Origin of the sequence: Thioflexithrix psekupsensis, from assembly GCF_002149925.1 — a bacterium.
In the GTDB taxonomy this organism is placed as follows: domain Bacteria; phylum Pseudomonadota; class Gammaproteobacteria; order Beggiatoales; family Beggiatoaceae; genus Thioflexithrix; species Thioflexithrix psekupsensis.
In genome coordinates this window covers 263422-287386 of record NZ_MSLT01000023.1, presented here as the reverse complement: position 1 = coordinate 287386, position 23965 = coordinate 263422, and the positions used below count along the sequence as shown (strand labels likewise).

The window sequence follows — 23965 nt, the reverse complement described above, 5'->3', positions numbered from 1 at the left end:
TTTAAGGTTTAAATGCAGGATTCATTTGCAAATTTAAGCGTGTCGCAATGTGTTCCCACGGCACCACTTTAAAATTTTGAAAAGCTCTGGGCAAAGTATTGACATCGTCTTGCGCGATAAATGCGCCCAGAGGAAACGCATCACCGAGGGGTCTGTTGGTGACATCAATGCCGTCTGTGCCGGTAACGCCGTCAATCCCCAAACGTTCTTCGTTGACAATGCGAAACGCGCCTAAATAGCGATGCTCGCCACCGCGTTCATAGACGGTATAAGTGTTATTGCCTTGACTGGAGGCAATCAGATAACCTTCTGTTTCATTGAGATAATATAAGGCTAAACCTTCCACATCGGCACTGAAAAATCCGCCGTCGGCTTGATCAATAGCGATTCGTTCTGTGCCTGCGTCGGGTTGTGCCGAATAACGCCAAATCGCCACATCTTCTTCGCCAATATACAAATAACCTAAATAGTCATCGACCACACACCCTTCTGTCTGTGATCCCACGTCAAAAGTGCGTACCAATGTCGTATCAATCGCGCCGTGTCCATTGTCTGACAATAGCCATTGCTGCACTAAGCCACCAAATTCGTTGACAAAAACGTAATATTTATCTGCGGTTTTATCATGATACATACAAACGCCATAGACTTCTTCATTGAGCATCACTGAAACGCGCTCGGCTGCTGTGGATTCTAATTGTCGGTTATTTGGATCAATGCGGTATAAACTAATGCTGTTATCCGTGCGATTGGTCGCGGCCACAATGTCAACACGTTGTTCCCCCAAAAGAAAACCATAGCGTAAGTCAATATTGTTCAAACGACCATCCGCTAAAAACTGAATTACATTTCCTGACGAATCGTAAACAAATAAGCCGCCTTGTTTTTGCGTTCCCAATAGGGTGCTTAATTCCGCATGGGTGGGATGTAACCAGATCGCGGGATCATCCGCAGCATCCCCAGAGGTATTAACCGGCTGTGTTTGCAAGGTTGGGCGCACCAATACGGCCTGTGAGTTCGACATGTTCCACGAATTTGGGTCTGTGGTGGGTTCAACTAACCAATACATGGCCTCGGCCACGTCACCCCAAGACAGTAATTGTATGGCATCGGCTTGGCGATCCCACAAAGCGATGACCCCTTGCGCAAATTCATTGCGCGCAGCCGCCACGCCACGCGGCATTACGGCCAATCCCGCCCATTGATTTTTTCTAGTAAAATCAGGCGTTTCATCTTCCATTACGCCAAAGCCGTTTAAAACCACTCCATCATCACGTCGCACCGCAATCACTTCTCCGTCGGTAGTCAGACTTAATAGGTAGCCTGCGCCGTAATTTGTATAATAAAAACTTAAATCCACACTGGCGTGCGAAGTGACTACAGTAGCCATTTGTGAGGCGAAGGCTTCGGGTTCAGCGGGATAAGCAGAAATACCTTGATCGCTGCCCACATACACCTGTCCGTAATCGTCGTCAGCCACGCACGCTGTCGCCGCAAGGGTCAAAGGACGGGTGATTAATGGTGTAATATCTAATGATTCTCCGCGAAAATTTAATTGCCATTGGGTCATATCCTGCGACGTGATAGTAAACAAATAATGTTCATTTGTTTTACGGCTGCGGTATAAACAAATGGCTTCAGGTTTTTTGTTTAACGGTAAATTTGCCCATAATGGCGATTCTTGCGTATTTGGATCGAGACGCAATAAAGCCACTTGCTGTTGCGCTTCGTCGGCAATTGCCAGCAATGACACCCATTGTCCCGCAAAAGATATGCGATAGCGAATGTCCATTGCACCACTGTGATGCGCATACAGCACATCGCCTAAACGATTTCCATCTAAATCAAATGGATAAACGCCTGTTGTTGTACTCACTAGGACGCGGGCTTGTTGGGAACGCGCCGGCAGCCACAATTGCACCCCTTGCACATTTAAACCTTGGGCGAGAACCTGTTGCGGGCGAGGATGAGGTTTGATGTCTAACAGGTTCAACGCATCATGCGTGGCATTAACCCCTAAACGTACTGCAAATTGTCCTTGTGTCGTGGCTACGGTGGGGATGAGCAATTGGCCGGTGCTGACATCATACAAACTTGACGCGCTCAATGTCGCTGTGTTTTCTGCCAAATGTGTTACTCGCCATTGTGCCTCTGACCACTGTAATTCCGCTTGATAAGTGATGGCATTTGCGCTGGGATAAGCGGCAATGGCTGGCAAGTATAAACGTTGGCTTTCTGCTACGAATACATTAGCACGCGGAGAAAATGTACTTGCCCAAATGTCATGCACCAGCACACCTTGTAATAAAACCCACAAACCCACTCGATAAAACAACATAACCATCTCCCCCCACAAAACAAGTCATTAATAAGCGCATTAGAGACAACGCCACTTCAGGTTAAGAATAAAGGAAATAATAAGTGGCTTAATCCCACTGTCCCTTGTGTTAATCGTTTATGTCTCCACTATGATAAGGTTTTTAACAGGAAATCGTTAAAAAAGCCAATTATTTAAACGCAATGAAAACGTGTACTAAATAAGAGAATTATTTTAGTATAACATGGTTTAAAAAAGCGGCAAAACACGGTATTGTGTTGGCACGGAGCTGTACTTTACGTCATACTTTTTTCACCCTAACTTTACGGAATTCTATGACAATGAAACCTGTTTTATATACCACCTTAGCGGGATTTTTAACAGCCCAATTGCTGTTACCTATGCCGATCTACGCACAAACCGCCCCAGTAACAGAAGAGGAAGAAGTCACTCAAGTCGAAGAACCCTCCGTTGAAGAGTCCTCTGAAGGGACATCTGAAGAGTCATCAGATGAATCCCTCATGACCGAGGAAGCCAGCGAACCCGATGATCTGAAAGCCTTTTCTGTAAAACATACGGTGAAAGACCAGCCTTTAGATGCCGTTGAAGTCGAAGCCGATCCATTGGTGTTATTAACCCGCCTTAAACAAGATATTCAAGCCCAAGTGGAAGCACATGGTAAGCCCTTGACGATCTTGACGGAAATTAGAGCCGTGGTCGATGCCGAAATAGAAGAAGGTTTGGGGGGGTTGCCCGTGTTGGTGGTGAAAACCGACATTGATAAGGAAGGCGCAGGCAGCAGTGTGTTGAATGTTGACCCTTGGGCGCGAGAATTACCCGCCGATGAATCCTCAGGCGATATTTCGCTAAAATGGGACGGCTTAACGGGGAAAATGAATTATAATGAAACTTTTGAACAACCCCGTATTGAGATGACCTTCGGGGAGTTAAAGATTCTTGAAAAAGGTGAGCAATCTACTTTTACATTGGATTGGGCAAAATCGACGTTAAGTGGCCAATTTGACGTGGATATGTTTCCTGTGCAGTTGAATCTCCATTTACCTGATTTAACCGCAAAAGTGGATACGGTAAATTTTCTTTTGAATGAGTTAAAGTTAGACTCAAAGACGGACAGTATTCCCTTAAAGGAAAATGCCGATGGTTTGCAGGTTGATCTGAGTAAAGGCACGATGAAAGTGGCCAAAATTGATCTGCAAGATACAGGGGAAGAGGCATTTCGTTTGTTGTTAGAAGGGTTTGAATTGATGGCTGATGGTCAGGTGGATGGAAGCACCGTGAGCTATCAATTATCTAACCAAATCAGCAAGTTATTACTCGAAGGCATCGACGAAGAAACGCTGGAAATGAGTTATCGTGATCAGTGGTCGTTGAATCAGGTTAATGCCGCCGCAATGGCACGCATTCAAAAACAAGTGCGTGAAGTGCAGCAACAACGCCAAAATGGCCATTTATCCGAAGATTTAATGGGCATGGTGATGATCGGCACATTTATGCAAGAATTACCGGGCTTATGGGCGGATTCTCCGGAATTAATGGTGAAATCCTTACAATTGAAAACGCAACAAGGGCAGTTAGACGTAAATGCCAAAGCCAGTGTTGATGGTAAGCAGCCGTTAAATTTAGATGATACGAATGCCTTAATGCAGGCTATTACCGTGGAAGTTGATGCTGCTTTAGATGCCGCTTTGTTAAAGAAAATACTGACACTGAGTGTGATTTCAGATTTACCGGAAGATGCTGAACCGTCTGAAGATGAAATTGCGCAAATGGTGGATGGACAAATTGCGCAATTTGTTGTGGCTAAATATCTGGCTGAATCTGATGGACGTTATACAACAAAGTTAGTTTTAAGTCAGGGTAAATTTTTGTTAAATGGCGTTGAAATGCCGCTGCCTTTTTAAGTGCAAGCAAAAACGATTGTTTTGCTAAATAAAGGGATAATCCGAATCAATAGCGGGTTATCCCTTTTTGTTTTTGGGTGAATAAAATGTTTGAAGATTGAAAATTGGCGCGATACAATTCATCACTCAATCAGTAAAATAAGGAGAATATCATGGCTGTGACGGTAAAATTTTTTGCCAGTTTGCGCGAGCAGTTGCAACAAAGTGAAGTAAAGTTAGAACTGACTGTGCCGACTACGGTTTCCGCGTTATGGCGGCAAATTTGTGGCGATTTACCCTTACCGATAAATATTTTAATGGCCGTTAATTTAAGCTATGTCACTGCCGAAACGGTGGTAAAAGATGGGGATGAAGTGGCTTTTTTTCCGCCGGTGACGGGGGGTTAAGATGCACGTACAAATTACCGAGTCTCCTTTTAACGCGTGGGAAATTCTGGCCGCACAAGAACGTCAAATGACAGGACGGGAACATTTGGGCGCGTCGGCTGTTTTCGTCGGCACCATGCGCGACCACAACGAAGGGGATGCCGTTAAAACGCTCTGGTTGGAACATTATCCCGCCATGACCCAACATTATTTGCAGCATCTGGCTGAACAAACCAAAACACGTTGGACATTAGGAGACGTATTAATTGTGCATCGGGTGGGCTTAATTCGGCCGAGTGAAACCATTGTGTTAACGGCGGCATGGTCGGCGCATCGAGACGCGGCTTTGGATGCGTGTCAATATTTAATTGAAGAGCTTAAATATAACGCGCCATTTTGGAAAAAAGAAGAGTTAAAGAATGGTGAAATTCGCTGGGTTCAATTCAATCGTCCCTATCATGCTCAAAGCGAATAAATAACAACAATTAACCATAAGGAAATTAAATATGCGTCGAGTGATTTTTAATAAAAAAGGGGGTGTGGGCAAATCCACCATCGCGTGTAATTTGGCGGCGATCAGTGCCATGAAAGGTCGGCGTACCCTGTTAATTGATTTAGACCCACAATGCAATTCAAGTCAATATTTATTAGGAGTGGAAACGGCGGCAACTATTCGGCCGCATTTGGCGGATTTTTTTGAGCAAACTTTAAATTTTTCTTTTTATCATAATAAGCCTATTACGGCATTTATTCATGACACTCCTTTTGCGCGCCTTCATCTTTTACCTTCAGCCACTTCGCTGGATAGTTTGCACAGTAAGTTAGAATCTCGTTATAAATTGTTTAAATTACGCGAAGCCTTAAATCAATTAGATTCCCAATTTGATGCCATTTATTTAGACACTCCACCGGCATTAAATTTCTTTACCTTATCGGCATTGGTGGCGGCGGATAGTTGTTTAATTCCGTTTGATTGTGATGATTTTTCGCGTCAGGCATTATATGCGTTATATGACAGTGTGGCTGAGATTCAACGCGATCATAATGATAAATTAAAAATCGAAGGGATTGTGGTGAATCAATTTCAAAGCAATGCCCGCTTACCTAAGCAATTGGTACAAGAATTAATTGATGAAGGTTTACCTGTCTTTAAAACCCGTTTAGAACATTCGGTCAAAGTACGCGAATCTCATCAAGCCTCTACTCCCTTAATTTATCACGACCGCTCGCATAAAATTACCCAGCGGTTTTTGGAATTGTACGGGGAATTGGAGAAAGAAAACTGACAATAGCAGGGATAAAGAAAGTTTAGATTGTTTCTGTTATCTTGCTTTTCTTGCCATTAAACTCGTATTTTTAGCGATAATGTCGGGAGAAGCATTATAATATAAGCGAGTCCGGGACGAAAAAATGAACTAAAAGAAGGTATGAAAAATACACTACACAAGACAATGCCGAGGTATGCTTTAACCGAGTCATTTGGTAAAACATTATTAAGGGAGATTTATTAATGATTACAATCAGCAATGACAATGAATTTCGTATTGAATTGAATAAGTTAAGCGTTTCTCAGCAACGTGCAGTGGCAGCTTTGTTTGTTGAAAACGTCTTATCCTTATACGAGGATGACCGTATCAAACGGGCTGTTAAACTGGCAGAGAATCCCGCAACCGCGGAAGATGAGCTACAAATGGCGCACAAAATGGCTAAAGCGGCCAGTGTAGAGAGTTATACCCGCTGTGGTGCGGATGGAGACTGGCGTGATCAAGCGGGGCATTTTGTTGCTAAAGCGGCGGCCACTTGCGTCGCGCCGGGAGCAAAAGAAAACCTGGCGTGGGATGTGGCGATGTATTGTCGTATGGCGCGTACTTGTACAAATATTGCGCGTGACGAAAGCTCAGAAAGCGGCGAAAACGAAGCACAATATCAATTGTTGTCAGAATTTGTGGGATAAGAGACAGATTAAAGTAGGAGGCATCGCCCACTAAACGGGTGTATGTCACATGAAATCCCTCATTTACCCAAGACAGTCCCGTGGGCGAACTAATGTATTCGCCCACGGATTCACGCCAAAACCTATTAAGTATTCTCTACCATAATGGTCGGGAAACGATAGCTGTAATCTTTGGATTGCGTCGATAACTGGGCAGCGACTCGGCGAGCGATGTCGCGGTAAATTTCCGTAATTCGACTCTCTGGCGCGGCAATCACTGTGGGATGGCCGGCATCACCGTGTTCGCGGATAGCCATGTCCAAAGGTAATGCGCCCAACAGCGTTACTTTATACTCTTCAGCCATTCTCGCGCCGCCGCCTTGACCAAAAATCGGCTCTTCATGACCGCATTGGCTGCAAATGTGAATGCTCATGTTCTCAATGACTCCCAGCACGGGAACATTGACTTTTTCAAACATTTTCAACCCTTTACGCGCATCTAATAAGGCAATGTCTTGTGGCGTAGTGACAATCACCGCACCACTGACCGGAATCTTTTGCGCTAAAGTCAGTTGCGTATCACCTGTGCCGGGCGGCAAATCAATGATCATGTAATCCACTTCGCGCCAATTTGTGTCACGCAGCAGTTGTTCTAAAGCCTGCGTCACCATCGGGCCACGCCAAATCATCGGCGTATCTTCTTCCACCATGTAACCCATGGACATGCTTTGTAAACCATAGCTCATCACCGGCTCCAAAGACATGCCATCTAATGATTCAGGTTTATGCCCCGGTACACCCAGCATACGCGGTTGGCTGGGGCCGTAAATGTCCGCGTCGAGTAGCGCGACCGTTGCACCTTCGGCTTGCAAGGCTAATGCTAAATTGACGGCTGTGGTTGATTTGCCCACGCCCCCTTTACCAGAAGCAACAGCAATGACGTTTTTTACGCCTTTCAAGGGTTTAACGCCTTTTTGTACGGCATGTGTGGCGATGCGGCTGCTGATGTTCAACTGCACCTCGGTGACACCCGCAACTGCCTTTATCAAGGCGTGCAGCGCATCGGCTAAAGTGGCTTTGTATCCCTCCGCCGGGAAGCCTAAAACCACCTCAACGCTCACTTGTCCGCCGTTGATGTCGATTTTTTTCACACACCGATTTGACACCAAATCCCCTTGTAAAAAAGGGTCAATGTATTGTTTTAGTGCTGCTTCAATGTGCTGTTGTTCAATATCCGCCATGTTAATACTCCAAGAAGCCATTGTACAAAATAGGCTTTATTTTTAAGTGGTTCATTGAGCCGTTTGGTTTATTAGAATCGGTTAAAATACACTGCTTAGACCAAGCGCGTCAAATTAAAAATAGTGATTCTAGCCATTCTCAATTTACACCTTACGCTAAATGAGGTTTTTCAGCATAAACCTAAACGAAAATAATCTGGAATATCAGCATTTCTACCGCCCCCAGCTCCCTCCTGCTAGGAGGTGGAGTGAGGTTGTTTTTACTATACCAATTTTTTCAGAAACGTGGTATGGAACGGTGAATATTTATACGGGAGAATTTATTTTAGATAGGGCAAAGAAAGCTGATACAAAATATACGGAAGTCACCAGTATGTTTGAGACCTTTTTGTCAGGTAAAGTGTTTAGTTTAATAAAATTAAGCAGTATCTTATACCTAATATCTAAGTAGATATAAAAACTTAATGAGTTTCAGAATTTCAGGATTTTCAAAATGGATACTTGCTGGGAATTAACTTTATTAGTTTTTTGTTTTTTAATTCTGAAAATTCTGATTCAGACAAACTGTTTTTGAAATTCTATGTAGTGTTCCACTAATCTGTAGGGATCATGCTCGTATTTTTTTGAAATCTCTTGACGAGTTTTGTAAATACGAGATAAGGTAGATTCTTCACTCATTATTGTATTCTAATAATTCTATCGAAAAATGGCATTTTTGGAGGTTATTTTACAGGCTTGGCACTTGGGAATGAGAAAGAAAAATATTACAGTCCATGCTCTTTCAAGATGTCCTCAATACATTTTCCGAGAGAATTGGTGATCTTCACTTGAATTTCAATATCCACATTCTTTTCATCATTGTGTTCATATATGTAACGCCATTCAATAAAATGTTTGTTACCTAACGACAACAGATTGATATATTGATCTTTCGTAATTGTTTCGTTGAAAAGATCATTGTATGTCTGAACAATTCGATCTTGAAAAGTTTGATCAATTTTGTCAAAGAGCTCGGAGTAAACATGATCATCTATTTTAATGCCTTTTGCTTTAACATCATCCTTGGTAAAAATATCGTCATTCCGTATAAGAATAAGACATTTAAGCAGCAACTCAATACAGAAAGAGCTACAAAGGATATATCCTGGTATATAACTGGCATTTCCTTCGTTAGAACCTGTTTTATACAGAAGTTCTGCGGCTTCTGAATAATATTTGGCTTGGTTAAAAATTTTGCGATACATAGGTAGAGGGTTTGTCATTGTGATCTCCCGCATTAATAAAAATAAATCCACCTTTTTCTCGCTCCTAAGTGTCACTTGAAAACAAGAAAAAATCATGGGAAATAATAATATACATCTCGACGATGCAGCACTCTGACGAAAATAATTTCATCATTTATATGCTGGATTCCTATACGATAATCCCGCCAGCGAATTCTATAAAAAGTATCATAACCTTGAAGTTTTTTTAAGTTATTAATATCGTTTAATGATTCAGCTTGCTTAACCTGATCAATTATTTCTTCAATTTGAACTCGCAATAATCTGTCTTTAATCTTGTGAATATCTCGCAAAAATCGACGCTCAAAATGTACCTTCATATCTGTTCACGCAAAACAGAAAAAATCTCCTCCTCATCAACAAAATCCCCCTCCCGTCCTTCAATAATTGCTTGCCCTAATGCTTTATCTTCCATAACCTCCCACATTAAATCAACGATGTCGTTTTGACGTTCTTGCATTAATTCAAAAAATGCTTGTTTAAGCAATTCTTTAAGTTGTTGATCATCAATATTAAGGTGCATTTTTAGCTCCAAAAAAACGGCTTATTAAGTAAAAGAAACCCCATCACCCCACCCTCAACATCTGCAACCGCCGCATAATCTGCACTAATGCCTCGCGGAATAATTCTTCACCTAGCATAATTTCTTCATCGGCTTTGGCTAATACGGCGGTTTCTTCAAATTGATAATCGCGTAATAAACTGATTAATTGCGGCTCAATTAATACTTCTCCCGTTGCTTTTTTAGCCGATAAATGAATGCGATAATTTAACTCGACTTCTTCCAATTTACCCGTAAAACTGGACACGGATAAAGTGCGCCGATCTAAAATTTCATGGCTTAATATCACGATCACTTCAGCATTATTTTTAGATTCGGCAATGGTTAAATTCGCGTTTTGCAATTCACGAGTTAAGACATAAGCCATTCGCGGCGCAGAAACAGACTCAATAAAAACCTGTTTCATGGGATAATCGGCCGATCCGCGCAGCCGAAAACCACAACCCGATAACTGCACGCTTTGCAGCACGATCACCATCAGCACAAAAGCACGGAAAAAAGTACTCATCCCACCACCACATTCACCAATTTGCCCGCGACCACAACGATTTTCTTAATCACTTTATGTTCAATAAATCGTTGCACATTTTCATCGGCTAAAGCCGCTTGCTCAATCTCATGATTTGACGCATCAATCGCCACAGCAATACGAGCGCGCAATTTACCATTCACTTGTACCACTAATTCTACAGTATCACGCTGCAATGCGCTGGTATCAACGGCCGGCCACGTCACATTCATCAGTAATTCATCGTGTCCTAAAACGTGCCACAATTCTTGTGTAATATGCGGCACGACGGGAGACAGCATCTGCACTAAAGCCGTTAAACCTTCTTTCATGACCGCACGAGATTGTGGCGTATTGTCGGCTTTACTCAAACTATTTAACAATTCCATACACGCCGCAATCGCCGTATTAAAGGTGTAACGACGGCCGATGTCATCATTCACTTTCTGTAAAGTTTCATGCACTTGGCGACGCAAATCGCGCTCACTCGCGGTTAATTCAGCTTTATTTAACGCGGGAATTGCGCCGTCTGCGACCAATTGATGCACTTGTCGCCACAAGCGTTTTAAGAAACGTGACGCGCCTTCCACACCTGCATCTGACCACTCTAACGAATGCTCTGGCGGCGCGGCAAACATGATAAATAAACGCACCGTATCCGCGCCGTATTGCTCAATTAAGGTTTGCGGATCGACCGTATTGCCTTTTGATTTCGACATTTTCGATCCGTCTTTCAACACCATGCCTTGCGTCAATAAGCGTGTAAACGGCTCATCGCCTTTCACCAAGCCTTCATCACGTAGTAAACGATGGAAAAAACGCGCATACAATAAGTGCAAAATCGCATGTTCAATGCCGCCGATATACTGATCCACCGGCAACCAGTAATTCACCCGCTCGTCTAACATTGCCTGACTGTCGGGACAGGCATAACGCGCATAATACCAAGACGACTCCATAAACGTATCAAACGTGTCCGTTTCTCGTGTAATAGAATCAGTAACTTGATAAAAATTCGGGTCTTTTTTCAGGGGAGAACCTGAGCCCGTCAAAGTGACATTTTCGGGCAGAATCACGGGCAATTCCTCACGGGGAACGGCTGTAGTTCCGTCGGGCGTTTCCAACATGGGAATGGGACAGCCCCAATACCGTTGGCGTGATACACCCCAGTCGCGTAAACGAAAATGCACCAACCGCGCTCCCAAATTACGCCCTTCTAATTCTTCCGCTAAGGCAGAAAAAGCCTGTTCCGAAGTCAAACCCGTAAACCGCTCCGAATTCACTAACACGCCTTTTTCCGTCATGGCTGCGTCGAGTGGTGTAGTCAGTGGCGTATTTGCGTCATTTTGAATGACAATTTTAATGGGTAAATTGTATTTTTGTGCAAATTCAAAATCCCGTTGATCATGCGCGGGAACGGACATGACCGCGCCACTGCCGTAGCCCATTAACACAAAATTCGCCACCCACACGGGTACAGATTCCCCTGTAATCGGATGAATCGCGGTCAATCCCGTAGCCATGCCGCGTTTTTCCATCGTTTCCAAGGTGGCTTCGGCGACTCCCGTTTGCTGACAATCGGCGATAAAACGCGCTAATTCTGGATTATTATCAGCGGCTTGCGTGGCCAGCGGATGTTCCGCCGCAATCGCCACGTAAGTCACGCCCATGAGCGTATCGGGGCGCGTCGTGAATACGGGTAAAATGTCGTTTGCCGCATTTTCCACGCGAAAATAAATTTCTAACCCTTCCGAACGCCCGATCCAATTGCGTTGCATGATTTTAACGGCTTCTGGCCAACCGTCTAACAAGTCTAAACCGTCTAACAATTCTTGGGCATACGCGGTAATTTTCACAAACCACTGTGGAATTTCTCGCCGTTCTACCAACGCGCCCGAACGCCAGCCGCGTCCGTCAATCACTTGTTCATTGGCGAGTACGGTTTGATCCACCGGGTCCCAATTCACGGGCGCAGTTTTCTTATACACCAAACCTTTTTCATAAAGTCGCGTAAAAAACCATTGTTCCCAGCGATAATAATCAGGTAAACACGTCGTGACTTCTCGACTCCAATCGTAGCCGAAACCCAGACGTTTTAACTGACTTTTCATATAAGCGATATTATCGCGTGTCCATTGTGCGGGGGGGACATTGTGTTGTATGGCGGCATTTTCCGCCGGCAAACCAAACGCATCCCAACCCATCGGTTGCAATACATTTTTACCCTGCATCCGTTGATAACGTGAAATCACATCGCCAATGGTGTAATTGCGGACATGTCCCATGTGCAAGCGGCCGCTGGGATAAGGAAACATGGAAAGACAATAAAACTTTTCCCGTTGAGGGTCTTCTGTGACTTTAAAAGCCTGTGCTTCTTCCCAACGTTGTTGTACATTAAGCTCAATTTGTTGTGGGTTATAAGTGATTTCCATCTGAAATATCTGGCTCGCTGCTGGTTTCTTAATGAAAAATAATGGGTTTAATGGGTTTAGCAATAATCTTTTATAATGATTTTTGATAATGGGCTAAAACGTGATCAATATAATGCTGCCAAATGGCATTAGGCTGCCAAATTTGCTGTAAATCTTTCATTGCTGATTCATGGCTCATTTTTTCTTGAATTAAACGATATAAATACATAAAAACAGAGACTCGTTTATTCGCGGCACAATGTAAAAAAATTCGTTCTTTTTCATATTCAGACATCATGGCTAAGAAAATTTGAAAATCGCTCAATTCAGGTTGATCAAACAACACGGGAATCTGCACATAAGTCATGCCCAAAGATTCGACTAACTCGGCTTCCTCTACAATCGCATGCGTAGAAGTATTCAGTGCTAAGTTCATCACCACTTGAAATCCCGCTTCAGCCACATCGATCAATTGCATTTCATTGGGTTGTCCTGCGGTGGTAATTCGGTCTGATAAAACCAATAGATGATCAATTTCTGCCAATGACATAAGTTGAGGAAATCCTTAAAAGTGGGTCGGTTGTGTGGTTTTTTGTTTTTAACAATGGGGATTGAATCAGAATTATTTTGTCTAAAAAAATTCTGATTCAGTCATGTACTTATCCTTGTAAATCAATCCCTAATGTTTGCGCTAATGAGACGAAATTAGGAAATGAAGTCGCCACATTGGCACAGTCTAGTATACGAATGGGCGCATTGGCACGCAAGGCCGCTATGGTAAATGACATCGCAATACGATGATCGCCATGACTGTCCACTGTACCACCACCGATCTGGCCGCCTTGAATGATAATACCATCGGGGGTTGGCGTAGCGGAAATGCCGAGCGTTTGTAATCCATCAGCCATCACTTGAATGCGATCACTTTCTTTGACGCGCAATTCTTCGGCACCGGTTAAAACGGTTTCTCCCGTCGCACACGCGGCCGCAATAAATAATACAGGAAATTCATCAATCGCCAAAGGCACTTGATCTTCAGGGATACGAATACCACGCAATTGACTGGAACGAATACGAATATCGGCGACGGGTTCGCCACCGACCCAACGCTCATTGAGCAACGTTAAATCTGCACCCATTTCTCGTAAGATATTTAATACGCCGATTCGCGTGGGATTCATGCCCACGTGTTGCAAAGTGACATCCGAATCCGCCGCAATGCTGGCTCCCACCATGAAAAAAGCCGCTGAAGAAATATCCGCAGGCACATCAATAGGTGCGGCACGCAATTGTCCCCCTCCGCGAACACAAACCGTATTGCCTTCTCGTTTTACATCGTAACCAAAACTGGTGAGCATTCGTTCTGTGTGATCGCGGGTGGGCGCGGGTTCTGTCACACAAGTTTCGCCCGAAGCGTATAACCCCGCTAACAGTAAACAGGATTTCACTTGTGCGCTGGCAATGGGCATGGTGTAGTGAATACCACGCAATGTATTTTGCCCTGTAATCACTAACGGCGGCGTTCCCGTTTCCGTGCTGGCAATGACCGCGCCCATTTGCGATAAGGGGTCTGTGACACGGCGCATCGGCCGCCGCGATAAGGATTTGTCCCCCGTCAACGTCGCGGTAAAACCTTGTCCAGCCAACAATCCCGACAATAAACGCATTGAAGTCCCTGAATTACCCAAGTCCAAAACACCCTGCGGCGCATGTAATCCATGCAAGCCAACGCCTTGAATAATAACGGTTTGTGCGCTCGGACGGGTAATGTTTACGCCCATCGCTTGGAAAGCCGCTAAAGTCGCCAGCGTGTCTTCGCCTTCTAAAAATCCCGTGACATGCGTTGTCCCTTCGGCCAAGGCACCCAGCATAATCGAGCGGTGCGAAATCGATTTGTCGCCCGGCACCCGTGCCGTGCCTTGTAAACGCCCACCGGGTTGCACGTTGAATTCGAGAATAGTATCGTGTGTCATTGAAAAAATTTATCCGAATCAATAAGCCAATAGAATAAGAAAATATTAAAGCATTTATACAATTTTATTAACCAAAAAACGCATCTCTGGTATTTTTTGCTTGTTTAAAAGCGGTCAAAATGGTTTCACTCTGTCCCGTTTTAATGGCGTGACTTAATTCATTTAAATGCTGTTGATACCGCGCCAATATGGCTAAAATCGCTTCCCGATTGGCTAAACAGATGTCGTGCCACATGGTGGGATCGCTGGAGGCAATTCGAGTGAAGTCTCGAAATCCCCCCGCCGCAAATTGAAACACATCAGCTTGCTCGTCCATTTGGGCTAAGGTATTGACTAAATTATACGCCAAAACGTGAGGTAAATGGCTGGTCGCGGCGAGAACGCGATCATGATGTTCTACAGATAATGTCACCACCTCCGCACCTGTGTATTGCCATAGTGTAGAAATGTAATCGCAAGCGTCTGCGTCGGTTTGTTCGTGAGGTGTGAGGATTATTTTTCGTTTTACGAATAATTCTGCAAAAGCGGCCGCCACGCCACTTTTTTCCGTGCCAGCAATGGGATGTGCAGGAACGAAACGTGAATACAGTGCGGGTGATAAGTGCTGCTTGGCATCGTTGACTACGCTTCCTTTCGCGCTGCCCACATCGGTCAGAATCACAGAAGGATTAACCGCGTCTCGTATCGCTTGAAACACGCCCGCAAAACCACCCAACGGCACCGCAATCACCACCACATCCGCCCCTGTCACCGCACGCGCCGGATCAGTGTCATAGCGGTCAATAACCCCTAAATCGACTCCGCGTTGTAAATTTTCTATATTACGCCCACAGCCGACCACTTCACCGCACACGCCTTGTTTTCGTAGCGCACATGCCAGCGAGCCGCCGATAAGTCCTACACCAATAATCGTGAGTCGTTCGATAAACATACGTCAATGGCCTTAATGATTTTGTTGGTTTTGAATGGGTTCTGTGGGTTCTGTGGGAGAATGGGGATTGGGGGGTGGCTCGGTTATTTCTTGTTGAATGGATACGGATAAGTTGTGTTTGGCGTTAAATTGTGCCACTTTCTCTAGGGCTTGCGATTGTTGTTCTAAATCCAAAGTAGGCAACAGCGCATTCAGGGCTTCGGCTGATTGTTCTACGGATTGTTGTGCGGCCAACATGTACCAATACAAGGCTTGTGTGGGATCGGCTTCTACACCTTGTCCATATTCGTATAACACACCAAGATTAAATTGAGCTTCGCCGTGATTTTGCTCTGCGGCTTGGGTAAACCATTGAGCCGCTTGGCTTAAATCCAACGTGACTCCGCGTCCATTATAGAATAATAAACCCATTTGATATTGTGCTGTTACATCGCCATTGTCGGCTTTTTGTCGTAATTGTGCAATCAAATCGCTGTCCGAACTGGCGCAAGCCGTCAACAGTCCCACCAGTAGCCCGTAATAGAAAAAAAAAACGCAGTAATGCCATTATTAAAAATTCCTTTGGAGTGGCCAAATTGAAGCATGAATTAAACCATATTTTTTAATTGATCTAAAGCCATTTTGATCTTATCGGCTTCTTTTTTACCCTGTTCCGATTTAAACACAATCGGGTGATTAATAGAAAAAATATCCAATTTTTTAGCTTTACCTTTAATGCTATGGCTGCCTAAGGAGAGAAATGGCCATTGGCCATGAGTCGATAGGTTCATGACTTCTCGGGTAAAAAGTAAGGCGTGTGGAATTTCGCGGCTTAATTCTTGTAAACGTGAAGCCACATTAACCGCGTCGCCTAATAAGGTATATTCCATTTTTTGAGCCGATCCAATATTGCCTTCAATCACATCTCCTGCGGAAATACCAATACCTGTATATAATTGCTGCAATAAACGCGCATCAGGATCAGAACTGGCACGTAAATGCGCTAATTCTTCCAATATGAAAATACCCGCTTGAATCGCTTGATCAGCTTTATTTTGAGGAAAAGAAGCCATGACACAATCGCCAATAAATTTCATCACTTCTCCGCCGCAATTCGTGATATGGCGCGTGCAAATATCTAAATAATAATTCACCACCTCCATCACTAAATGTACAGGTAATTTTTCTGCAAAAACAGAGAAAGAAACAATGTCAGCAAAAAAAATCACTTTAGGCACAATGCGCGCTGGACATTCTAAAGGATTACGTCCTTCATTAATGATCCGCACCACACTGGGTTGGGTGTAATGTTCTAATACGCGATGCGATTCCGTGACGGCATGTAATAATTGCTTAACCGGTTCTAAAACAATGCCCTGTTCTGCGTCTAAATCAATCACTTTCATATTCCAATCACTGAATAAACGTTGTTCAATGTTTAATTCTGTTTTTAAACAGGTGATATGATCGTGACGAGAATCACAGAGAATTTTTTGATATAACGCATCAATGATCGCCGCTTCTCCTTCTATCACTTGAAAGAAAATATTTTTAAAAAACAGCAAAACACCTGTGATGTTTTTTTCTTTATTATTCGCTTGAGAAACGCGAGTAATTTCGCCTAATGTGTCAATATTAACGTGTGCGGTAGCTTGACTAATATAAGTGACTCGTTTCATGATGTCATCACGCTGTGTTAATTTTAATGAATGCTTAATCATTTGGCATTTCTGCCAATAAAGTTTCTACCGCAGATAAGGTGGCGCGGCGCATGGGTTTACCGTCTAATTTGCTGGGTGGCGACCAGCGAATGTCATCAATATCAAATACCACTAACACGATTTCCGTGTCTCCAGCCACAAATTCATACGTGGGATAGGTGACAAGGCGAGTGGTGCGGTAACTTCTTTCAGACAATTGATAGGGAATGTCCTGCTCCATGAGAAAAAAAGCCACTTCTTCAGGGGTATGCGCGAATAAATGCAGCGTCACGCCCGTATTTTCCGTTGCCGTGCCATACAAAGCGGGGCCAACAAGACGCGGTGAAAATTGTGCCAACAAACGCATGGCTTGCACGGCAGTTTGACGCAAATGGCGCAAATGAGTCTGATGGCGTTGGTGTTTAAATAAGCGTTGATATTGCAGTAATTCGGCTTCAATTTCCTGATTACTGGGTAAATCAAGGGTGTTGGACAGCCCTAATTGCGTGAATGCTTTTTGTTTCGCGGTTTGAAAATCGCTAATTTGCTGTTCGACCATAATGCGCGCACAAGTTTGGGCAATATGTTGTCGCCATTGTGACGTTAAATTAGATTTGTTATTGTTCATAATCATGAGGCGTTATGTCAATCAAAAGTTACTTTAATCAGGCTTATCAGCGTTTCTTTTTTTTACACGGCCATACTGACGATGAATTTTGTCCGCCGAGTTTAGGTATTTTGACCTTAGAAGAAATATTATATCGCCATTTGCGACAACTCGGTTATGAGCGAATTGTTTTTTATAATGGTCGGCAAAAAATTTATTTTCATGACAGTTATTCGCGTCAAGTGAGTCGTCCTGATGTCAGGGCGCAGGCTTACACTGAGGATTTATCTTTGCGTCAGGCGAATCCGCCCGTCCCCAGTGCGCCGCCTGCCGCGCCCAGTCGCTTGCCGGTGGGGGGGCCTTTGGACGGCATGTCCCTGTTAAATGAGGCGCACACCCAGCAATTGCAACACACTGATCCCCATTTATCCGTCGATATATTAGAAAGTTCTTTACAATTAGGGCAAATGAGCGATTCTGAAGTGGTTGGATTTATGGCGCGTTGTGTGGAAGATGAACATTTAAAAACGGCGATTATTTTTACGGATGGTTTAGATTTTATTACCCATTTTGATGCGCCCGCGCAACGCGATATGTCGGCTGTTTTAACGCGCAGTGGGCAATTGCCGTCTAGTAATCATAATATTTATTTGTTTATTTTACCGCATACCGAATTGCAAAATATTCGACGTTTATTAGAACGCCACGAATGGCATTTTTTATTGAATCAATTTTTTCAACAAGATTATACACCAACGCATCGCGTGATTTTTATTGGTTCTCCGCGTCAAGATGAAATTGCTTATTTATTGCATTATTGGCGATTAAAACATCAGTTAATGACAGATTGGTCTATTTTTAATCAAAGTTGTGAACAATTGGCGCGTCGTTTGGGTTCAGAAGGAGAATCATTAAAATCATTAAGCTATCAATTGCAGCATTATAAAACATTAGAACGAGAATGTTTAATTGCATTAAGTGGACAAACGTCTTCCTTACCCGCTTTGGAACGTTTGCGACAAATGCGTGGTTTAGAAGTGGTGATTGAAAAAATAGAGCGATTAATAGCCCGCCACCAAGAACAACATAGCACAAATAGCCAAGAAAAAATAGAAATAAATAATACTGTTTCTCGTTTAATACCCCATCAATTAGCGGATCAATTTCGCTTTAATTTACACATGGTATTAAAAGGCAATCCCGGTACGGGAAAAACCACCGTGGCGCAATTAATTGCAGAAGTGTTTCGTGATGCGGGTTTACTGAATTTAGGGCATTTAATTCGTGTATCGCGGGAGGATTTAGTCGCGGGTTATGTCGGGCAAACGGCGATCCAAACGGCACAGAAAATTTCTGACGCATTAGGTGGCGTATTGTTTATTGATGAAGCCTATCGATTAAGTGAAGGCAATGACCACGATTTTGGACAGGAAGCCATTGAAACGATTATGGAAGCCATGTCTAATCATTTGGGAGAATTTGCGGTAATTATTGCAGGTTATCCTGAAGAAATTGAGCGTTTTTTAGAAATTAATCCCGGTTTGCGGCGGCGTTTTAGTGCGAATAACACGCTAGATATTCCCGATTATGATCCTGAAACGTTACACAGTATTTTTTTACAAACGGTAGAAAAAGAAAAGCGTTTCATTGCGCCAGAATTGGCCGAGCGTTTAGCTGATTTTTTTTATCAATGGCATTTAAATCGAGACATTCGCACTTTTGGAAATGCAGGTGAAGTTCTCAATTTATATCAAGAAATGGATGAACATCGCATTATTCGTGTGCAAAAAGAAATGATCACGGCTGAAATGCGTTATGAATTAACGATTGCTGATATTCCAGAGCGATTAAATTTTTATTTAAAACCGCGTCCTGTTGTGGCATTAGAGAGTTTATTAATAGAATTAGAACAATTGGTGGGTTTACAGCAAGTTAAACAAAAAATGCGCAGCTTAATTAATGGCATTAAAGTACAGAAATTACGCGATCCTGATTCTGCTTTTACCCCCGGCTGTTATTTATTCACGGGACATTATGGCACGGGAAAAAGCCGCGTGGCTGAATTGATGGGACGCATTTTTTACGCATTAGGATTATTGGAACGCGGACAGGTGGTGGAAGTGGAACGATCTGATTTATTGGGATCGGTGCGCGAAGCGGTTTATAAGGCATTAAATGGCGTGTTATTCATCGATTCCGCCCAGCAATTAATGCAACACCCTCAAGACGAAATCGGCCGCGATATGATTAAAACGTTATTGCAAGAATTAGATAAACACAGCAGTAAAATGAGCGTGATTTTAGCCGATACCGCAACGGGAATTCAACGTTTATTGCAATTATATCCTGCTTTGAATTCACGTTTTAATGTCACTTTTTTATTTGAGAATTATCAAGCCAACGAATTATTGGCTATTTTTGAACAAATGGTGCAAGCTAAAAAATTACAATTAGATGACGATGTAAAAAGCAGTTTATTGCACTTATTTGAACAATGGCAATTAGAACAAAATCATTTGGGAAATGCCCACGAATTGCGACAGCTATTAGAAGAAATGATGAACCAGCAAAATGATCGTTTAATTGCAGAAAATATTACTGATCCAGTGGGTTTGGCACGATTGACGCGGGCGGATTTGTTGGGGATAGGATTAAACCGTGGATAATAATTTTTATTTAATGATTTTCTCGGTCGATCATATCAACAATCATATCATTTAATTCTTGCCATTCTTGCTGATAACTGCGCCATTGCCAATAATTCCATTGTTGGCGAATTTCTAATAAATAATGTTGTGCTTGTTGATAATGTTGCGCTCGCAATAACCAATGCACTTTATTAAATTGCAACGGAATAGAATGAAAACGTTTTAAGGCTTCATCTGCGGCATTAACCGCATCAAGAGGGCGTTGAGTTCGACCCAAAAAATCGGCATAAATTGAATATAAATCGACCGCATAAGGCTCAATATGAGGATTTTTTAATAACACTAAAATAATCTGTTCAATATCATCAAAACTCAAACGCGGACAATGTCCAATTAACGCATTTTTAGTAAAAAAATCCACCGCGGCAGGCGTTTGCGCATCCACTTGGCCGCGAATTAATAAGGCAAATAAATGATCTTTCTCAGGTAAAACCACTGATTCGCTGCGGCAAACGGTGGCTAAAATCGTTAAAATAGGACTGACTTCATCGGGAAAATGGCGCGCTAATTGTTGATGATAATGTTGCATGGTTTTAAAATCGCCCTCCGCGGCAAATGCTGCTGCGGCATGAAGCAACGCCAAACGCGAATAAGGACGAGTATCTGCCCAAATTTTTGCTTGTGCCAATGGCATTCCCCATAAACGACTTTCTTGATAGCTTAATAACGGAACAGTTAAGCACCATATTAACATAAACACATAAGCTATTTTCACAATAGGACGCGGACTTAAATAACGCGCTAATTGCACCGCGATATAAACTAATCCTAATAAAATTCCTACACTGGGTAAATAATTGCGATGTTCAAAATACATTAACAGGGGAAGAAAACTAGATTCTAAAACATGCCCCGCTAAAAACCACAATAATGCAAATGCAATAATCGGCCAACGTTTCCGAGTCAATAACGCTGTTAAAAATAAACCCAACCATAACATAATCGCTGGCAATGTAGAAATAGGATTTAAAAGCGTTTTTGACAAGATAAAATCATCTTGAAATAAACCAAATTGAGTCGGCTGCAATAACAATAATTTACTGAGATAATCCAATAACACCCGCGGTTGCGTCAATAATCGCTCTTGCAAGCTAAAAGGACGCGCATCATACATCTCTAAATAAACAGGAAATTTGCTGGCAAAATAAACCACTAAAATCATTAACGGTAAATAAAGAAAAAAACTTGCCCAAACATGCCATAATTTACCACGAATTAAATGTGCCAATAAAGTAAATTCTAACACTAAAACATACAAAATTAATAAAATGCCATTCTCTTTACTCAATACCGCCAATAAGCCACCTAGCGTTAAAGACAATGACATCCAAATAAAAGCTGATTTTATCCGTTGCTGTAATAATAATTGTCGCCCAATTAAGTAGCCAATTAAAGCTAATAAAATAAATAAAGTGGACAATTGCGTCATGCGTTGCACCACGTATAAAACAGTGGACACATGCAACGGATGTAATAACCAAATCGCAGCAGTGAATAAGGCAATACCTAATCGCCATTTTTCAGTATATTGAACAAATCCCGTTAATTGCCATAATAGAATAAATAACAACAGCCCATTAAACAAATGTAAAATAATATTAACCGTTTTAAATGCAGCAGGATTATCTGGCCAATGTTCAGCTTGCAACGCAAAAGAAAATAAAGAAATCGGCCGCCCTGATGGCCCTGAGAAACCTTCTAAAATAAATTTTGACCAACGATTTTGTGCCGTTGTTTCTGAGTCTTTATTATCTTCATTTAAAATGCTTAAATCGCTTAAATTAGCGTGATCATCAAAAATAAATCGCCCGTTCGGCACCCCTTGCCCATAGATTCCCGCGGTAATGATCAAAATGGCAATGAATGCAGTGAAATAGATCCAAAATGTTTTATGCGGCATTAAGGTCTCTCATTACAGTGAAACATGAGCAGGAGAAGCGGATAAATAACGTGCCACCGTTTCTAATAATAACGACGATTCTACGGGTTTAGTTAAATAAGCATCACAACCACATCTTAATGCGTACAAACGATCCGTTTCAAAATCAGAAGCGGAAATCGCAATAATGGGTTTATTAAATTTTTTCTCACGCAAATTTCTCACCACCACATCTCCATCATATTTCGGCATGTGCATATCGATGAGAATTAAATCAGGTTGTAACGCTGCTAAAGCCAAAGCCTCCTCACCATCATTCGCACTGAGAACGAAATAACCTGCTTCAGTTAAATATAATTCTAATAAGGTATGAATCATGGCGCAATCTTCAGCAATTAAAATTTTAAAACGACTTTTTTCTTGGCTAGGCATTGCGGCTTGAATATGAGCCGTTTTAGCCTCCACATAACCGTAAAATTTCGCGCCCGTGCCATAAGGAGAATCGGTGACAGCAATATGCCCTTGCATTAACTCAATCAATTGGCGCGTAATGGCCAAACCCAATCCTGTTCCTGTGGTTTGTGTGTTTTCGCTTTCTCGGTGGAAGGCTTGAAAGATTTTTTCACGGGCTTCTGTTTTCACGCCCGCACCACTGTCAATGACCGCAAAATGCAATTGATCATTTTGCCACATTAAAGACAATTCAATACGCCCTTGTTCCGTAAATTTTAACGCATTACTTAGAAGATTAATAAATATTTGTCGCAAGCGCAATTCATCAATCCATAAACGCGCAGGCATCTTTTCATCAAGATGAACCGATAAGGTTAAATTTTTCTGTTTCACCATCGGTAAAAATAACTTGCTTAACTCTCCAATAAATGACTTAATATCCGAATTAATCGGATTTAATTGCAGTTTGTTATTTTCCAAAGTGGCTTGATTTAATACATTATCCACCAAATTTAATAAGTGGTTAATATTGCCGCGCACCCCTGTCAAATAATGCTGTTCTTCCTGATCAGCATTTTTAACTTGGGTTAATAGTTCAGTATAGCCAATTAATGAGGTTAATGGACTGCGCAATTCGTGAGATAAACTGGCAATTAATTGACTTTTTTGTTGAGTGATTTCCTCTAGGCGTTGTTTTTCTGCAAATAAAGCAGCGCGGGTTTGTTCTAATTCTTCTAATAATCGGGCTTGACGATAGGTTAATAAACTCAGTTCATTAGCCCGTTGTTGCATTTGTTGTTGCCGTTCATGTTCCACTGTGGCATCAAACATCAATACCCATGTTCCTTCTTGAAACGGAATTAAATGCACATGCGCCACTTTACCGCGTCCAATTCCCACAAATTCTAAAATTTGCGTATGGGTGACAGGTAATAAACCTTCTAAAAAAGCAATTTGTTCATTCGCGGGTTGTTGGGTATTGAGATAAGATAAACCATAATGGCGTGGATGCCCTCCCCAACGAACCAATAAACCTTCTTGATCAATGTGGAAATAAGTTAAAATCATTTCCGACATCCATAAAGAACGAATATATTTAACAATACTTAAAGGAATCGCGGACATTTTGTTACTTTTACGCGGCGGATTTTTATGTGATTTTATAGACACTTTATTTTCCTTTATCAAAAAAA

Annotated in this window: 22 protein-coding genes; 7 read left to right on the top strand and 15 right to left on the bottom strand. The window is 42.4% G+C overall.

What is annotated here, in order from left to right; translation table 11 throughout:
- Position 1: 1 nt before the first annotated feature.
- Positions 2-2338, bottom strand: a complete 2337-nt coding sequence (locus tag TPSD3_RS13945) for a phytase (RefSeq protein WP_176329884.1) — start codon at positions 2336-2338, stop codon at positions 2-4.
- 320 nt (positions 2339-2658) lie between these two features.
- On the opposite strand from TPSD3_RS13945, the gene TPSD3_RS13940 reads away from it, so the two are divergent.
- The 5 genes from TPSD3_RS13940 (at position 2659) to TPSD3_RS13920 (ending at position 6558) form a co-directional block, all read left to right on the top strand.
- A complete protein-coding gene (locus tag TPSD3_RS13940; RefSeq protein WP_176329883.1) occupies positions 2659-4239 on the top strand; it encodes a DUF945 family protein in 1581 nt (526 codons plus the stop codon).
- A 152-nt stretch (positions 4240-4391) separates the two neighbouring features.
- The gene (gene moaD, locus TPSD3_RS13935; protein ID WP_086489124.1) at positions 4392-4625 is read left to right on the top strand and encodes a molybdopterin converting factor subunit 1; all 234 of its coding nucleotides are present in this window, start codon (positions 4392-4394) and stop codon (positions 4623-4625) included.
- A 1-nt stretch (position 4626) separates the two neighbouring features.
- Entirely contained in the window at positions 4627-5079 is a 453-nt protein-coding gene (locus TPSD3_RS13930; protein ID WP_086489122.1) for a molybdenum cofactor biosynthesis protein MoaE, read from the top strand.
- Positions 5080-5110: 31 nt separating this feature from the next.
- Positions 5111-5890: a ParA family protein gene (locus TPSD3_RS13925; protein WP_086489120.1), complete on the top strand. Its 780-nt coding sequence runs from the start codon at positions 5111-5113 to the stop codon at positions 5888-5890.
- 224 nt (positions 5891-6114) lie between these two features.
- On the top strand, positions 6115-6558 hold the full coding sequence (locus TPSD3_RS13920; RefSeq protein ID WP_086489119.1) for a hypothetical protein: 444 nt from the start codon (positions 6115-6117) through the stop codon (positions 6556-6558).
- A gap of 125 nt (positions 6559-6683) precedes the next feature.
- Here TPSD3_RS13920 and apbC read toward each other — a convergent pair whose 3' ends face one another.
- Positions 6684-7778 (bottom strand): iron-sulfur cluster carrier protein ApbC, encoded by a 1095-nt coding sequence (apbC, locus tag TPSD3_RS13915; RefSeq protein ID WP_086489117.1) that lies wholly within the window; start codon positions 7776-7778, stop codon positions 6684-6686.
- Positions 7779-8076: 298 nt separating this feature from the next.
- On the opposite strand from apbC, the gene TPSD3_RS17635 reads away from it, so the two are divergent.
- The gene (locus TPSD3_RS17635; RefSeq protein ID WP_176329882.1) at positions 8077-8229 is read left to right on the top strand and encodes a hypothetical protein; all 153 of its coding nucleotides are present in this window, start codon (positions 8077-8079) and stop codon (positions 8227-8229) included.
- A gap of 313 nt (positions 8230-8542) precedes the next feature.
- Here the strand turns inward: TPSD3_RS17635 and TPSD3_RS13905 are convergent, their stop codons facing one another.
- The 11 genes from TPSD3_RS13905 to TPSD3_RS13855 all read right to left on the bottom strand — a co-directional run bounded on the left by TPSD3_RS13905 (position 8543) and on the right by TPSD3_RS13855 (position 17753).
- Positions 8543-9073, bottom strand: a complete 531-nt coding sequence (locus TPSD3_RS13905) for a hypothetical protein (RefSeq protein WP_140048570.1) — start codon at positions 9071-9073, stop codon at positions 8543-8545.
- 41 nt (positions 9074-9114) lie between these two features.
- Entirely contained in the window at positions 9115-9381 is a 267-nt protein-coding gene (locus TPSD3_RS13900) for a type II toxin-antitoxin system RelE family toxin (RefSeq protein ID WP_086489114.1), read from the bottom strand.
- The gene (locus TPSD3_RS13895; protein ID WP_086489112.1) at positions 9378-9584 is read right to left on the bottom strand and encodes a hypothetical protein; all 207 of its coding nucleotides are present in this window, start codon (positions 9582-9584) and stop codon (positions 9378-9380) included. Before TPSD3_RS13895 ends, TPSD3_RS13900 begins: the two co-directional genes overlap by 4 nt.
- A 43-nt stretch (positions 9585-9627) precedes the next feature.
- Positions 9628-10131 (bottom strand): LPS-assembly lipoprotein LptE, encoded by a 504-nt coding sequence (locus tag TPSD3_RS13890; RefSeq protein WP_086489111.1) that lies wholly within the window; start codon positions 10129-10131, stop codon positions 9628-9630.
- Entirely contained in the window at positions 10128-12563 is a 2436-nt protein-coding gene (leuS, locus tag TPSD3_RS13885) for a leucine--tRNA ligase (protein ID WP_086489109.1), read from the bottom strand. Before leuS ends, TPSD3_RS13890 begins: the two co-directional genes overlap by 4 nt.
- Positions 12564-12633: 70 nt before the next feature.
- A complete protein-coding gene (locus TPSD3_RS13880) occupies positions 12634-13092 on the bottom strand; it encodes a protein tyrosine phosphatase family protein (RefSeq protein WP_086489108.1) in 459 nt (152 codons plus the stop codon).
- A gap of 109 nt (positions 13093-13201) precedes the next feature.
- Positions 13202-14515, bottom strand: coding sequence for a 3-phosphoshikimate 1-carboxyvinyltransferase (gene aroA, locus TPSD3_RS13875; protein ID WP_086489106.1), 1314 nt, complete (start codon positions 14513-14515; stop codon positions 13202-13204).
- A gap of 67 nt (positions 14516-14582) precedes the next feature.
- Positions 14583-15446: a prephenate dehydrogenase gene (locus TPSD3_RS13870; RefSeq protein WP_086489105.1), complete on the bottom strand. Its 864-nt coding sequence runs from the start codon at positions 15444-15446 to the stop codon at positions 14583-14585.
- A gap of 12 nt (positions 15447-15458) precedes the next feature.
- Positions 15459-15953: a tetratricopeptide repeat protein gene (locus tag TPSD3_RS13865; RefSeq protein ID WP_140048569.1), complete on the bottom strand. Its 495-nt coding sequence runs from the start codon at positions 15951-15953 to the stop codon at positions 15459-15461.
- An 80-nt stretch (positions 15954-16033) separates the two neighbouring features.
- Positions 16034-17146: a BLUF domain-containing protein gene (locus TPSD3_RS13860; RefSeq protein ID WP_086489103.1), complete on the bottom strand. Its 1113-nt coding sequence runs from the start codon at positions 17144-17146 to the stop codon at positions 16034-16036.
- Positions 17139-17753, bottom strand: coding sequence for a hypothetical protein (locus TPSD3_RS13855; RefSeq protein ID WP_140048568.1), 615 nt, complete (start codon positions 17751-17753; stop codon positions 17139-17141). The genes TPSD3_RS13860 and TPSD3_RS13855 overlap by 8 nt, the downstream gene beginning before the upstream one ends.
- A gap of 14 nt (positions 17754-17767) precedes the next feature.
- Between TPSD3_RS13855 and TPSD3_RS13850 the strand changes: the two genes are divergently transcribed.
- On the top strand, positions 17768-20398 hold the full coding sequence (locus tag TPSD3_RS13850) for an AAA family ATPase (protein WP_086489101.1): 2631 nt from the start codon (positions 17768-17770) through the stop codon (positions 20396-20398).
- Between the two features lie 10 nt (positions 20399-20408).
- Here TPSD3_RS13850 and TPSD3_RS13845 read toward each other — a convergent pair whose 3' ends face one another.
- Together TPSD3_RS13845 and TPSD3_RS13840 are read right to left on the bottom strand one after the other, a co-directional pair.
- Positions 20409-22340, bottom strand: a complete 1932-nt coding sequence (locus TPSD3_RS13845; RefSeq protein ID WP_086489100.1) for a hypothetical protein — start codon at positions 22338-22340, stop codon at positions 20409-20411.
- Positions 22341-22352: 12 nt separating this feature from the next.
- A complete protein-coding gene (locus tag TPSD3_RS13840; protein WP_086489099.1) occupies positions 22353-23942 on the bottom strand; it encodes a hybrid sensor histidine kinase/response regulator in 1590 nt (529 codons plus the stop codon).
- Between the last annotated feature and the right edge of the window lie 23 nt (positions 23943-23965).